Origin of the sequence: Lacipirellula limnantheis (genome assembly GCF_007746075.1) — a bacterium.
Classification (GTDB): domain Bacteria; phylum Planctomycetota; class Planctomycetia; order Pirellulales; family Lacipirellulaceae; genus Lacipirellula; species Lacipirellula limnantheis.
In genome coordinates this window covers 4,565,797-4,579,357 of sequence record NZ_CP036339.1, presented here as the reverse complement: position 1 = coordinate 4,579,357, position 13,561 = coordinate 4,565,797, and the positions used below count along the sequence as shown (strand labels likewise).

Sequence of the window (13,561 nt, the reverse complement as noted above, 5' to 3'; positions counted from 1 at the left end):
GGCGGTCGGGTTCGCCGTTGCTGATCCCACGGAAATGATCGACCGGCGATGTGATCAATATTTTCTGTTCTGTCACTGAAATCGGATGATGCCATGCCGCGAGCATTTCTAACGATCGCCATTGTCCTCCTGGCATTCATGGTGGTGTTCCAACTCTTTCGATTACAGGGCCCCGGTGCGTTCACGGCCGACTACTACTATCTGCCACTGCGCGAATTCGTCGACGCTGATCGCCAACACGAGATGGAGGAGATGGTAATTGATCGGTACAATGCAGCAAGTAAACGCTCTGCGGTGGTTTCGCTGGTTGCGCTCGGGATGGTGTTGTCGTGCGTAATACTCGCGTATCTTGGACTTCCATCTCGCGTCTTAGATTCAACAAAGGACGGATAACCACGCGATGGACACGAAGCGCCGAAACGCGTTATTGAAATAGATGATCGACAGCGGCGGCCCGGTCATCGCAATCGTTATGCCTTCAGGCAGCTTTTAAGGCTATTTCCTTACCGCCTTCGCGATTGTCGCCCATTGGTCGGCGGTGTTCAACGTGCCGCCGCTGACGCCGCTGGTGTAGCGGAGACCGCGAAGGCGCTCTTCATAACGCGTGCACGAGGAGTGACGTTGGCCGGACATGATGTCCGGCAAAACTTCGTCGTGATAATTGTCATCGGTGTCGCTCTCGCGCTCAGTACGCGGTTGCGCGCAGCTCGGCCGCGTCCTGAAACTAGCATGGCGGGCGGCTCCGCAAATCGTCTCTCGCGTGAACGCTGATGTTGGCGCTAGGCAACTTGTTCGTCGCCCGCTTTCCGACGCAGTTCAGCCAGCCCCTAGACGGCGATTTAAGGACCCGTCTGTTGAGGGGCGTCTGCGAGGTCGTGCTGCCCCGTTTCCTCGCGAGAGCAGGCCGCCTGGGGGCCTGCAGGAGGCGTGAGTTGACGAGTCGATGGGACCCTTCCGGGAGTATCAGACTCCGAGGAAAAGGGGGGCTCGGAATCGATGGCGGGCAATAAGTGCGTGGGCCCCCGTCGGGGGGCGCGTGCTACTCAGAATCGTCGCTGCGAGAGTCAATCTCGGCGTCGATATCCCGCACCCGCGCCTGATACCGCTTACGGTTCGCGGGATGGTGAGGAAGGCCTAGGCGTCGATTCCATTCTTGTCGCTGGGCGCGTAGCTCCTCTATGGAGAGCTTCTTAAGGCCCTCCGGCCAATCCCTCAGGATTCGCATGCTGCGGCTCATGGCGTCATTTTACAGCGGTCGACATCGGATTGCATTCCCGCGCCGGCGGTTAGAATGTGGGCGTATGAAACCCATCTTTACTATCAATCTTCTGATCGGTTTTTTCATGTTCTTTTGGGGAGTCATGTCTGATCAACGCACATTGGCAGTGGCTAGCAATCTAGCCGACGATTTACGGACTGGATCGCCGAAGAGCCAGCCTATCGAGTACGCCGATCTAGTCCGTCTACTGAGAAGAGAGCCCCAAAGAGGGCGGGGCATGGGGAGCTAGCGATCGCCGCCGCGCATCTCAACCCAGATCACCGCCTCCGGAAAGATTTCTTCAAGTCGGTCGGTTTCTCTGAGCCAAGTGGCTTCGTCGTCCCATTCCTTCTCTAAGTATGACTGAGGTGCCTCACCGAGGGCGCGCAGCATTAGCGGAAGCTCATTGTCGGCAAGCCTTGCCATAAACGGATGGCAAAAGGTCTGTAGACGCTCCTTATACTCTGCATCGCCAGTTCGCGATTGGTGCTTGTGGTAACTCTCGTATGCAACCAGTTCCCGTCGTCGTTGATGCATCCAATTGATGTGGTAGGCGAAGAAGGCGGAAAGCAGCGTCATCGCCACGAGCATGGCGCGTAGCGTGAATCTTGGCATTATGTATCGCAGCAGCCCCATTCGCGGCAGTGTATCAGAAACCGACCGCACAGAATCGCCCGTGATTCGCGGCGAGGGGCGGGCGTGGCCTCCTGAGTTCAATCGCCGAGCGCGGAATTCGCAAACCGCCGCGCAAGGTCAGTCGCCCTGAATCGTAGAACATCAATGCGGGCAGAATTGCCAGCCGATGGCGGCTCCGCTTCAATTAAGCCAGCCTGTTGAAGCTCGTTGGCGGCAATACTTGCCGCGGTCATGTCTTCTGGACGGATTGCCACCGTCTGGCCGCGCCTGGGTCGTCCGGCGCGGCGGTGTTTCACATGCGGAGTTGTTGCGATGAAGCGCCGCCTCGCCATCCTTGCCGCCTTCGCGATTGTCACGCATTGGTCGGCGTTGTTCGCACAGACAATCGACGTGCCGCCGCTGACGCCGCTGGGGTAGCGGAGACCGCGAAGGCAAACTTCATAACGGGTGCACGCGGAATGACTTTGGCCGGACATGATGTCCGGCAAAACTTCGTCGTGATAATTGTCACCGGCGTCGCTCTCGCACAATCGTTTTCAAACGCGCTTGCAGGCGGCTCGGTCGCTTCCTGAAACTAGCCTGTCAGGCGGCTCCGCAAACCTTCTCACTCCTCGCCCCAAGATGATGGCTATGGACAACAAAGAATTTTTGGCTTTGCTTCAGTCTCATGAGCGCAGCGCCGCCATCTCGTACCTCAATAATCATCTCAGCGGAACCGTCGTTGCAGCACTTAGCTCGCCACTGTTCGACGAGCGTGACGCAGTTTATTTGGCTTTGTCGAATCGTCCTCATGAACTGGACTTCACTCACGGATATGAAGCGAATGCAATTGCTGCCAGTGCGTGGCTGGAGAAGGCGATGGTCGACTACGGCGACAGGAGTGAGAAAGCGATCTGCATTATCGAAGACTTTTTGACCGAGCCTTCCAATGCGACCCCCGACAAGATGCCGAAAATCCCGATGTGCTTCTGCAATGGTCATGCCCTCTGGTTGCTGAGTCGCGGCAGGCTCGACCTCGCAGTAGTAGGGGAAGCAATCAGATGGTGTGCCGTCGGTCGGCCAGCGGTTATAGCATTCGCGAGCGTGAGAGATAGCTTCGTAAGCGATGTCAATCAAAAGACAGTCACAGTCGAAGAATTGAGGGCTCAAGCGGTTCGCGTTGAGCGAATCGCCACTGATTGTTGCGACGAAGAGGGCTACATCGTACTGGATAGGGCAGGCTGCTAATTGCCTATCCATGGCTCTCTGCGGGCGGTAACGTCGGCGTTGTTACATTCCATCCTTCCGCGCACGCCGATTCAGGCTGCGGTCGGCATCGGTTGGGATGACCGTCATCCGCTCTGCTTTTAGGAGTGGTCGTGATTCTTGAGAGAATGGCCAAGTTCATCCGCTACGCGATGGCGACGTTCTGCTTCGCGGCAAGCGTTGGTTGGGATGACGGTCGTCGCCGCTTTCGCTGGCGACGGTCGCCGTGTTGTAGACTCCGCGAAGCAGAGAAGCGGGCCGCGGACACGCTCACGATCGACGCGTTGACACGCTGACGACGCTTGCGTACCGGATTGACGGACGCTCAGAAGCTCAGACGCATCTCCTTGGCTGGTATGCGGACGCTGCTCGTTGTACAACCGCGCAGCAGAAGACCCATGTCATCAGCTTTGCCGAGGTGCTCTACCGTTGGCAATCACAGCATGGTCGGCGGGTGGCCGTGACGCAGGATCTTGTTCGAGGCGGCCTTCGGACCTGACGTTGTCGCAGTGATTCGGGTACGACGATCGAGCTGCCGCATTGGATGTCTAAGCCCATGCCCCGTTCACGCTTCACCCTCCGTGTCATGATGGCCACTACTGCCATGGACGCCGATCAACTTGAACCCGTTGCAGGGAAGTAACCTAACCCGGTGCCGGGTTGGAAGTCGATCACCCCTCTGCAGGGCGGGGTGATGCCGGCAAGAGTTGGACCGGTGAAGTGATGACGGCGCAATTCCACAAGCCAATGCCACGCATCAGATCCAGCAAGCTCTCTGCGGGGAGTCGGATGGCGTGAGGGTCGCTGATTGCGAGCTCTAGTAGTCGATCGAGCGCTGCGGCAGTTCATTAGACCCAAACTGCGCGTCGTTGTGCACCAACGCCCAACCAGCGTCACGCGGAACTTGCAAACTTGCTCGTCGCCGGTATCAGCGCAGCGGAGAACGACTGCCTACCCGCCAACCGCGTCTCGGGGAACGCCGGACATTATGTCCGGACTGCTAATGCGTGATAATTGTCACCAGTGCGCTGAGCGGATTCGGTCGTCGAGCAGCACGCTGGCTACGCTGTTTGGTAGCGAGCAGCTTAATGCTCGGGGTTATGGGCAACCCCGGTAATCTTAAATCGAGTGATGTAATCTTTGGCCATCGGGCAGTCCTCCTTGGGTTCAGCCCATTAGACTAAATAGCGAGCTGATATTTAATTGTCCCTGAAACCCTTATAGTTTTTGCGAAAACTTAATCCCCTTAGGGGACCCACTAGCCGTGCCGGGGGGTCGAACCCCCGTCCCGGCAAAAGGCGGCAGAAAGAATATATGGCCGCTAATGGCCCTGACAACGACGCTGACGCCTTGCAGCCCTGCGCGGCTGTCCTGAGCGAGGAAGCCGCTGAGCGCAAATCCTGGGCCAAGCCAGAGCGGCTGATGTACGTGAGAATCAGCCGCTGACATCCGGTATACGACCGATCAACGAAGCCGGTCGGCGGGCAATGTTCTTCTGGTAGCTGTGCGCTGGGCTGGCGAAGGCTTCAACGAGCTTGTCGCTGCTGCTGGTAACTTCAATCGCGCCGGTCACGATGTTGATCAGCACCCCGCTCAGCTGCGCCGACGCCAGCCGCCTTCGCGATCGTCGCCCATCGGTCGGCGGCGTTCGCCCAGACGATCGACGTGCCGCGCTGACGCCGCTGGGGCAGCGGAGACCGCGAAGGCAAACTTCATAATGCGCGCGAGGAATTACTTTGGCCGGACATGATGTCCAGCAAAACGTCGTCGTGATAATTGTCACCCGTGTCGCTCTCGCACTCCAGCCACGCCCTAGACGGCGACTTAAGCACCAGTTTTTGAGGGGCGTTGCGAAGGTCGCGCTGCCCCGTTAGCTCGCGAGAGCAGGCCGCCTGAGGGCCTACAGGAGGCGTGAGTTGACGAGTCGATGGGACCCTTCCGGGAGCATCTGGCGCAGCGAAGAAGGGGGCTCGGAATCGATGGCGAGAACGAAGCGTGCGGCCCCTCTTAGTTCGGTCAACGCCGCCAAAACTTCCACCAAAGCGGCATCGGCGGAAGCCCGCGTGTTGCCCTTAGTAGTTCAGCGATGGACTTTCCCTTGAGTGTGGGGTCCAGTGGCGACGCTGGCGGTTGAGGACGGGGAGGTTCTGTCTCGACAACGATTGCACGAGTTGGGCAGAGGCCCTCAGCGTTCAGGATCTGCTCGGCGTGCGTTTCCAAATACTGCTGGAAGTTGGGATTTAGCGACACAACCCCCTCTGCGAGTGAAAAGACTTGCGGGCATGCCTTAACACATAGCTCGTGCGCTAGGCAGGCCCGTGAATCCACTGACAGGCGGACGATTCTTGGTGAATTCATGCGGCTATTTTAGCCAGATTGCATTTCCGTGCCGGCGGTTACAATGCGGGGCATGGAGATCGGTCGACGGGCAAAGGTTGCGAGCTTCCGCATTGAGCAGGTTGATTCGCGATGCCGCGAGTCTTCTGGAAATTACGAGTATCGCATTTATGCAGACGACCGACCGATTGCGAGATTCTGGCACGACTGGCGGGGCGATGATCATGGGTTTGAGTTTCTGTCTCGCAGCGTGAAAAGCGATTGGCCATTCGGCACGGCGTTTGAGTTCATTGATGGCGGTGGTCCAGAGCCATTGACCCTTTCGGAGCCGGCCATTGCTTATCTCGCAAGCCACTTCTCCACCCCTGACCCCGGCCGGGATACTGGGGGCTAGGGCTGCTTCTTTCTCGCTCTACGCATGGTGGCCTCAACCTCTGCCGGCCAGTGGTGCGGGGTTAGGTGTGGCGGGTTTGAGGGGGACTAGACTTCCCATCCAAAAGCAGCCAACGCGCGAACAGCGAGCGCCGGTAGAGGCTGGGGGGACAAGTTACCCTTAGCCGTTTCTCGGATGCGATGCTCCATGTCGCTACAAAGTTGCCACTGCTCTGGCGTGAGATCGTCGTGGCTTAAACGGTTTAATTCCAGTATCGCGTCGCGAACTCAATGAGCGAGGCGGGCAAGCTCCTCGTTCGGCACTTCCCTTGTCGCGATCGCTGTGAACGCCGTTCTTAGCTGCTGCAGTAGTTCCGGATCGGCCATAATGGACAGGACATTCGCTGGTAGATGAGGTTCGGACCCCGGCCGGGAGGCTGGGGGCTAGGGCATACGGAACGTGAAGCGGGCAAAAACCTTCGCGACGAGAAGCTCGCCATACAAAAACGGTCACGTCCATTCTGTGGGCGGCGGTTAGGATGTGGGAATGGCGTCTCCCGACTTGATCTCCCGTGACTATTACAACGCCGCTCGCGTTGCTCTCTGCGTCCAGATTTCAGTGGCGATCCTTTCCTCTCTGATGCTTGATCGCGGATGGACGGCTCGCGTATGCGCCGCGGCGATGCTCGGCTTTTGGTTAGCCGCCGCCTTCATCGCTTTACGACGCCCGTGGAACCCGTCGGCCGTGGATCTATGGTTTTGGAAGTGGGGCTTCTTGCCTAGCTTTATCGCGGCGGTGGCACTGGCATCGGCACTTCGTCCCTGACTCCGGCCCTGAGGATTGGGGGCTAGGAATTACCCGCCACGTGCAGCGAGCCATCATCTAGGTTTGGTCGATGATCTGGTCTGCCTTGTGCTCCAGAGCAAAGGCCTCGGCGATCTGTAACGCTTCCGCCCTCGTCTCCGCGGCCGCGGTGGCGACGACACGAATGCCGTTCTTCGCGGTTACCAGATACGCCGGCTGAATCCAGACGCTTCGGTTGTTGCGACCGATATGGCTGAGTTGGCGTTTGCTCTTGTTGTGGCTCATGCCGGCCACGATACCGGCAGCGCAAGAAACCTACGCTCGCCAATCGTACATCTTGCGGCCAGCGGGTGGGTGGAGCCCAAATCGGAGGCAGGAAACGGGAAAGTTTGCGGTTGGGGAGCGGGAGCGATAGAGTGGCGGGGAGTTTGCCCCAACTTCTCGTCTCTTCGGCGGAGTTCCAAATGAGAGTTACAGCTGCCTCGCTAGTTATTGCTGTGATCGTCGTCGTAATGGGCCAGATACTGTCGGGACCGTCGACTGTTGGCCAAGCTCCTGGCCCTGCTCCTACGACGGTTAAGTGTGAGTATCTCGCCCGAAGCTACAATGAACTAGGCAATATGAATGGTGAGGGCGCGGAGGGATGGGAACTCGTCTCAGTCGTTCAGAAAGCTCCGGAGCACTCCGGAGTGGTTGCTTACTTTAAGCGACCTAAGTAGCAACGCCGCCTTCGCCGCCCGCAGGGATGAGAGGCTTCACGGCAGGACGGTCTCGTGGTCGTACCCCACGAGTTCCCCGTTCTCGTTAAATCCAATCCCCAACCAGCCAGGGTTCATTGGCTTCTCGTAGAGCCAATAACCTTCGTCGATGCTTGTCGGCTGTTCTAACAAGCGTTTGACCTCTTCGGCTTTCATCCCCGGCCGCAACTGCGCGATGGCGCTTGTTGGCACGACGGAGCCGACGACTGAGTGAATAAGTTGACCGGCCCAGAAGAAGACCGCCGCGACTGCCATCGCAAGGAAGAGCCGGCGGAGAGTGAAGCGGGGGCGGGGCATGGTAATAGATTGTATCACTCGCCAAAGCCGCCCAGCCGCGCGGGACGATGCGGGAATGGCTCGTCCATCATCATCGGCGGCCAGCCATACTTGGCGGCGAGCGTCACTAGTTCCGCCTGAGCTTCATCGAGCGACATGGTCCGACGATAGTTCTCGGCAATGTTCCCACCGGTATAGGCCACGAATTGAAACTCGCCGGCCGTCTCGGTCGGGCTGCAGACGGCGGCGTTGATGAACATGCGTTGCACAGGATTTCTCTCACTGCATAGGGTTGTGATCACAACGCCCGCTGACAATCACCCCTAGGCAATCATCCCGTCTTGCGTTTCTTCACCGGCGGCCGCTTTGGCGTTTTCTTGGCAACCGTCTTAGGAGCCCCTCTCGCCCGCTTCTGTAGGCTCGCCCGTAGCGCCTCCATAATATTGATCGTCGGCGGCAGGGCACGACTCGGCGGCCGCGAGACTTCCTGTCCCGCGACCTTGGCGTCGATCAATTCCCGCAGCCGCTCGTTGTACAGGTCGTGGTATGACTCAAGCTCCGGTTCTTTGGCTCGCGTGGCCAAGATGAGCGTGCGCGCCAGTTTTACTTCAGCGGCAACGACTTCCCCGTCATGCAAATCCTTCTCAAATTCCTCGCCCCTACGCATCTCACTGGCGTAGTTCAGCACCGATGCCGTCAGCAGGTTTCCCAAGGGTCTTAATGCAACCAGCTGCTCGCGGTTGGAGATCACCGCCTGGGCGATTCCAATGACATCCTCCGCCGCCATTGCCTTCTGAAGCAGGGCGTAGGGCTTCTCGCCGGCGCGGCCGCTAGGCATCAGGTAGTAGTTCGCGCCGGAGAAGTAGATGGGGTCGAGCTGCTCGGGCTTTACGAAGCGGTCGATGTTGATCGCTCGATCAGCATCGGTGCGGAGCTGGTTGATCTCTTCAGGGTCGATGACGGCATACTGGTCGTTGGCGTACTCGTACCCTTTAACGATATCGGCCTGCGTCACCTCGCCGTGGACTTCGCAGACTTTCTTGTAGCGAATTCTCGCTCCGCAGCCGCGGTGGAGCTGGTTGAGCGCGATGTGGGAATCGCCGCCCGCGGCGACCGTGTACCCCTCGACGGGGACCGAGACGAGACTGAGCCGTATGTGGCCTTTCCAGCTGGGGCGGGGCATCGGGATACTCTCGGAGGGCAACGAAGACGGACCCTCCTGGCGTTAAGCTAGCATCCTAAATAGTAATGCTGGCACTCGCCGTGCCGGCTTAAGGAACTTCGGAACGTAGCGGTTTTGTCCAGAACCGGGAGCGAGCCTAGGTCATCTGGAATTCGGCTCGGTCGTCATCTGACCGGCCATCGGCAGTGCCTGGAGCGACCCTGATTCGTTACTAAGGGGCCAGGATCCTGCCGTGTCCGACCAACGTGCTGTCGAGCCACGCACACGTCGATACGCGGCACGCAAATCGCATCGATTTCCGGCAGTTCCAATTCTCTCACCGGAGGTGTAATTGTGTCCAAACCCAAGAAGCCGCTCGTTGGCAAGGGCGAACCGGGCGTCGGCGTTCCGGCCGCAGAGCACGGCGTCCCCACCAAACCAGTAACTGTTGGTAAAGACGAGCAGACCGAAGTCCCAATTCGGACCGGTCCGGGTAGTGGCCGAGCTGGCGGCGGCGCGACGGGTGAAACAACTCCTGGGAGAGACACCGCTGCTCAGCGCGGTCGAGGCGAAAAGCGATAGTGATCCTCGGACATGAAGTTCGGGTTCCGTTGGAGCTTGCAACAGTGCCGCTATACTGGCGGCATGCTCACCTCCCTTCGCTACGCCCTGGCGACGTTCTGCTTCGCGGCGAGCGTAGGCTGTTTGGCGTTGTGGTGGCGGAGTTATTGGTTTTCTGACCTCCTCATCTCGCCAAGCCGTCCTGGAGGTTATGAATTCGTTTACGGTTCCATTACAGGTACAGTCTATCTAATAATCGACGAATCAATGCTACCGGCAATGACATGGGAATTCTCAGTAGATAGCGTCGCATTGGAAGTGAATGACGGACCGCCTAGCATGTTCGGCGTTGATGAAGTCGGCATTCACTTTCCTCACTGGTATCCCGCCCTCGCCTTCGCCCTCGCTGGCGTCGGCGTCCTCCGCTTCCGTCGCCAGTTCTCGATTCGCTCGGCGCTAATCGCCTTCGCCGTCGTCGCCGCATTGCTGGCTATGCCGGCGGTGTTGTAGGAAGCTGCCACGCCAGCGGCTAACATGTGGGTAATGGATGATCGACCGCCACGCTATGGGTTTGACAAGGCTGTTTATCGTCACTACGGCGATTGCTGTTCTATTGGGCTGCTGCGTCTGGCTTGAACACGCGCGCCAAGAAGTGGACAAGGAAGCCTGCCGGCATGCATACCTGAAAGGTCACGTCACTAAGGAACAGGCCCGTAAAGTCGTCGGCAGTAGCATCGATGCATGGCCTATGCCCGATCGTTGAGCCGAGAGATGAGGAGAAATAGCTGCGGCGTTGGCCCTGGTCCGATAGGCAGTTTCCTTATGGCTGCTGCCTTAACGGCTAGCGGTGCGGTCGAAACATGCGTGGCTCCGAGCTTTGGAAGTATTCTTGCCATGTCCGTCGGAGCCGCGTTCCTAGGTTTGATCGTTTGGGCGTGCGTCAGTCAGCGTTAGCGTCGTAGGCGTCGTTTTCGTCCCGCCCTCGGCAACAGCGGGTAAAGTGACGGGCATGGATTCCAGCAACGTCTCCACCGATGACGGCGAAGGCTTCGCGCAGCGTCCGGCGACCGAGGCAGCGTTGGTAGCATTGCCAAAGGTTTTGTTCCGTCGTCGCCGCATTGCTGGCTATGCCGGTGGTGCTTTAGCCTTTAGGAATGCCCTAGGATCGATCCGCCACAACGGCCCCCATTGGGGTTTTGCTATACTGCCGCAATGGCCAAGTATGTCCGCTACGCCCTGGCGTCCGTTTGCTTCGCGGCGAGCGTTGCTTGTCTGGCGTTGTGGTTTAGAAGTATCGGTGTCACTGAATTACTGATGGCACCGAATAACGCCACCAATTGCGACGTTATGATCGGACTGGAGTTCGGGCGAATCTATTTCGCTGTAGATAACCAACCAATGGAAGTATCTTCCGAATGGAGCCACATAAGCGGTCGTCCGAACGAGGATTTTGATATTGAGCAGGAAATATCGAAACAAAGTAACCCCCGAATTGTCTCCGCTCCGCTCATTTTCGCCGCCCTCATCTTCGCCCTCGCTGGCGTCGGCGCTCTCCGCTTACGCCGACAGTTCTCGATTCGGTCGGCGTTTATCTGTGTAAGCGTCGTCGCTTTCTTGCTGGGGATTGTAGTGGCGTTGTAGGCGAATCTTCGCGGCGGCGGCTAAAATGTGGCGATGCTCAAGTATGTCCGCTTTTACCACCGAGTTCGTTTATGAAAAAGGCCGATGCGTGCCGCGTCATTGCGGTTGCTGCAACACTTATCGCATCCTCCGTCGGCAAGGCTGAATGGCAGCCGCCGGAGAATCCATCGCCGTCCCAAATTTTACAAGAAGCAAGAACGGACGCCTCAGCCGGGAGGAGCGAGGATGCTTTGGCGAAGTATCTTTGGTATCACGATAACGCCGTAAAGTATAATCGCAGCCAGGGGTCGGTACGCCGATCCTTCGCACTTGCATACTGGTATGAGCTTGGCGCTATTTACCCGCCAGCTCTTGTGAAGTTTAGCGAAGCTCGCGATAAGGCGCGAAAGCGAGTTCTCGAAAGCGAACACCCGCAGCAGGCCTGGGATGCGTTCGCTGACTTCAAGGCAATGAGCAAAAAGCTCGAAGAAGAAAAGGCAATTGCCGAGCTGTTCTTAGAACTAAGAGACAAGAACGACAAACATGCTAAGAAAGTTTACCACTTGGCGCAACCTGCGTTGATTGACGCAGGACGCTTCGATATCTGCGGCGAGTATCTCGGCGGCGAAAACGCCATTAACGGCGAAATTGATCGCTTCAAGCACACGATGAAGTTCGTGCAGCAGGCCGAAAAGCGAGACGGCCGACCCAGTCGAAGTTTCGTCGCCAGCGTTGAAAGAACATTCCGTCGCAGAGCGGCCACGACAGTGGCAATTTTGGTCAAGAATGGGAATATCGATGAGGCTAAAATCGTGTCCCAACGTGCGCATGACGCTTGGGACGACAAACAGCTACATGAGTTGCTTGAAGATGCCCTCGCAGGAAACCTTCCGAAAGAATAGAACGTCGCCGTCAGTGACTAGTTCCAATCCATATTGGGTGGACCAACGGCCGCGGTTGATTGGACCGTTAGTTCACGCGGCACGATTCATGATACGCTCGCCCAAGTTGCGACGTTAATCGGTGCCGAAACTTCTCAATTCGCGCAGCCTTGACATGGGCGGGCGTAGTCGCCGCGCTGCTTTGCATGGCGGTTATGATATAACTCAACGCTATGGGCAAATTGATCCGCTACGCCTTGGCGACGTTCTGCTTCGTGGCGAGCTTCGGCTGGTTGGCATTGTGGGGATGGAGCGTCTCGGACAAGTCGAGAGACTTCATGGTTAGCTACAACTCCGAGGGCGGTGCGTATCACGGACAACTTTTCAATGGTCAACTCCATGCTTACTTCGCACCGAAACTCATGATGTGGGACGAGTACGTTGTTGGCTGGTTTGCTGATTCACGACCCTCGCCTGAGGGGATAGTTGACCGGAGATTAGAGTGGCCGCTTTTCGGCCCCGATAATCGCGGCGGCTACTTCTTCCCAGCTTGGTACGCATCCCTTATCTTCGCCCTCGCTGGCGTCGGAGTGATCCGCTTCCGTCGCCAGTTCTCGATTCGCTCGGCGCTAATCGTCTTCGCCGTCGTCGCCGCGTTGCTGGCCATGCCACTAACGCTTTAGCCTTTAGGAATGCCCTAGGATCGATCCGCCACGACGGCTCCCATTGGGGTGTTGCTATACTGCCGCAATGGCCAAGTCTATCCGCTACACCCTCGCGACGTTCTGCTTCGCGGCGAGCGTCGCGTGTCTGGCGTTGTGGTGGCGGAGCATGAGGGTAAGCGATAGGTACATCGGACCAGACCATGTGAATTCGACGGGTCACCTGAGTATCCAATCGTATCACGGACGCATCGTTGTCTTCGACTCGTTAGGGCCGAGGCCTTACCGTCACTGGCATCGACTTCCGCAAACGGATGATATGCTTCGGTCACATCGAAACTACATGTCTAGGCGTCGTCATCAATTCGGTCCGTATCGACCCAGCGGCATCTACTTTCCGCATTGGTATCCGGCCCTCATTTTCGCCCTTGCCAGCGTCGGTGCCCTGAGATTCGGCCGCCGCTTCACGCTCCGCTCAGCGATCCTCGCCACGACCGTCGTAGCTGGACTGCTGTGGATGGCGGTGGGGCTGTGATGCTGAAATACATCCGCTACACGTTGGCTGCGCTGTGCCTTGCGGCGAGCGTCGGGTGTCTGGCATTGTGGTGGATGGGCCTGAAGAGCCAGATGGGCTATTACGCGACAACTTGGAACGTCGTAATTGATGTCAATCGGGGATTCGTCTGGTGGGACGTGCGCAGCTCACCTCTAACAGCGGAAACGAGTTGGGCGTTCATCCCGAAGATGTCAGAACCATCAATCACCCCACCATCAAATGGCGAACCTCTTTTCGGTCACGATGGGTATGGATACCATTCGCCCCTATGGTTCCCCTCGCTTGTTTCAGCTCTTTTAGCCGTCGGCGTTCTCCGCGCTCGACGCCAGTTTTCGATTCTCTCAGCATTGATTTGTGTGAGCGTCGTTGCTGCATTGCTCGGCGTCGCCGTCGTTACATACTAAACTGTTAGCTCTACCGACGCTTTCGCTG

The 13,561-nt window shown here is 57.8% G+C and carries 18 protein-coding genes; 10 read left to right on the top strand and 8 right to left on the bottom strand.

Features of this window, described 5'->3' with window-relative positions; translation table 11 throughout:
- Window positions 1-93 precede the first annotated feature (93 nt).
- Window positions 94-393: a hypothetical protein gene (locus I41_RS17740; protein ID WP_145434239.1), complete on the top strand. Its 300-nt coding sequence runs from the start codon at window positions 94-96 to the stop codon at window positions 391-393.
- A 102-nt stretch (window positions 394-495) separates the two neighbouring features.
- On the opposite strand, the gene I41_RS27350 is transcribed toward I41_RS17740, so the two are convergent.
- On the bottom strand, window positions 496-633 hold the full coding sequence (locus I41_RS27350; RefSeq protein ID WP_168206982.1) for a hypothetical protein: 138 nt from the start codon (window positions 631-633) through the stop codon (window positions 496-498).
- Window positions 634-1,504: 871 nt separating this feature from the next.
- Entirely contained in the window at window positions 1,505-1,849 is a 345-nt protein-coding gene (locus tag I41_RS17735) for a hypothetical protein (protein WP_145434238.1), read from the bottom strand.
- A 675-nt stretch (window positions 1,850-2,524) separates the two neighbouring features.
- Here I41_RS17735 and I41_RS17730 point away from each other — a divergent pair.
- Entirely contained in the window at window positions 2,525-3,121 is a 597-nt protein-coding gene (locus tag I41_RS17730) for a hypothetical protein (RefSeq protein WP_145434237.1), read from the top strand.
- Window positions 3,122-4,574: 1,453 nt separating this feature from the next.
- Here I41_RS17730 and I41_RS27345 read toward each other — a convergent pair.
- On the bottom strand, window positions 4,575-4,727 hold the full coding sequence (locus tag I41_RS27345; RefSeq protein WP_168206981.1) for a hypothetical protein: 153 nt from the start codon (window positions 4,725-4,727) through the stop codon (window positions 4,575-4,577).
- A gap of 428 nt (window positions 4,728-5,155) precedes the next feature.
- On the bottom strand, window positions 5,156-5,497 hold the full coding sequence (locus I41_RS28660; RefSeq protein ID WP_145434236.1) for a ferredoxin: 342 nt from the start codon (window positions 5,495-5,497) through the stop codon (window positions 5,156-5,158).
- An 898-nt stretch (window positions 5,498-6,395) separates the two neighbouring features.
- Here I41_RS28660 and I41_RS17715 point away from each other — a divergent pair.
- Window positions 6,396-6,674, top strand: a complete 279-nt coding sequence (locus tag I41_RS17715; RefSeq protein WP_145434234.1) for a hypothetical protein — start codon at window positions 6,396-6,398, stop codon at window positions 6,672-6,674.
- A gap of 57 nt (window positions 6,675-6,731) precedes the next feature.
- On the opposite strand, the gene I41_RS17710 is transcribed toward I41_RS17715, so the two are convergent.
- The 4 genes from I41_RS17710 to ku form a co-directional block, all read right to left on the bottom strand.
- Window positions 6,732-6,938 (bottom strand): hypothetical protein, encoded by a 207-nt coding sequence (locus I41_RS17710; RefSeq protein ID WP_145434233.1) that lies wholly within the window; start codon window positions 6,936-6,938, stop codon window positions 6,732-6,734.
- A gap of 470 nt (window positions 6,939-7,408) precedes the next feature.
- Window positions 7,409-7,708 carry an outer membrane protein assembly factor BamE gene (locus I41_RS17705; RefSeq protein WP_145434232.1) on the bottom strand — a complete coding sequence of 100 codons (300 nt, stop codon included), beginning with the start codon at window positions 7,706-7,708 and terminating at the stop codon, window positions 7,409-7,411.
- A gap of 14 nt (window positions 7,709-7,722) precedes the next feature.
- A complete protein-coding gene (locus tag I41_RS17700; protein WP_145434231.1) occupies window positions 7,723-7,956 on the bottom strand; it encodes a hypothetical protein in 234 nt (77 codons plus the stop codon).
- 62 nt (window positions 7,957-8,018) lie between these two features.
- Entirely contained in the window at window positions 8,019-8,870 is an 852-nt protein-coding gene (ku, locus tag I41_RS17695; RefSeq protein ID WP_145434230.1) for a non-homologous end joining protein Ku, read from the bottom strand.
- Between the two features lie 573 nt (window positions 8,871-9,443).
- Here ku and I41_RS17690 point away from each other — a divergent pair.
- The 7 genes from I41_RS17690 to I41_RS17660 all read left to right on the top strand — a co-directional run bounded on the left by I41_RS17690 (window position 9,444) and on the right by I41_RS17660 (window position 13,533).
- Window positions 9,444-9,920 carry a hypothetical protein gene (locus tag I41_RS17690; protein WP_145434229.1) on the top strand — a complete coding sequence of 159 codons (477 nt, stop codon included), beginning with the start codon at window positions 9,444-9,446 and terminating at the stop codon, window positions 9,918-9,920.
- A 37-nt stretch (window positions 9,921-9,957) separates the two neighbouring features.
- Complete coding sequence (locus I41_RS17685) at window positions 9,958-10,173, top strand: hypothetical protein (RefSeq protein WP_145434228.1); 216 nt, start codon at window positions 9,958-9,960, stop codon at window positions 10,171-10,173.
- A 449-nt stretch (window positions 10,174-10,622) separates the two neighbouring features.
- Entirely contained in the window at window positions 10,623-11,051 is a 429-nt protein-coding gene (locus I41_RS17680) for a hypothetical protein (protein ID WP_145434227.1), read from the top strand.
- 71 nt (window positions 11,052-11,122) lie between these two features.
- Window positions 11,123-11,932, top strand: a complete 810-nt coding sequence (locus I41_RS17675; RefSeq protein ID WP_145434226.1) for a hypothetical protein — start codon at window positions 11,123-11,125, stop codon at window positions 11,930-11,932.
- A 212-nt stretch (window positions 11,933-12,144) separates the two neighbouring features.
- On the top strand, window positions 12,145-12,594 hold the full coding sequence (locus I41_RS17670) for a hypothetical protein (protein ID WP_145434225.1): 450 nt from the start codon (window positions 12,145-12,147) through the stop codon (window positions 12,592-12,594).
- A gap of 322 nt (window positions 12,595-12,916) precedes the next feature.
- A complete protein-coding gene (locus tag I41_RS17665) occupies window positions 12,917-13,108 on the top strand; it encodes a hypothetical protein (RefSeq protein ID WP_145434224.1) in 192 nt (63 codons plus the stop codon).
- Window positions 13,108-13,533: a hypothetical protein gene (locus I41_RS17660; protein ID WP_145434223.1), complete on the top strand. Its 426-nt coding sequence runs from the start codon at window positions 13,108-13,110 to the stop codon at window positions 13,531-13,533. The genes I41_RS17665 and I41_RS17660 overlap by 1 nt, the downstream gene beginning before the upstream one ends.
- Window positions 13,534-13,561: the final 28 nt, after the last annotated feature.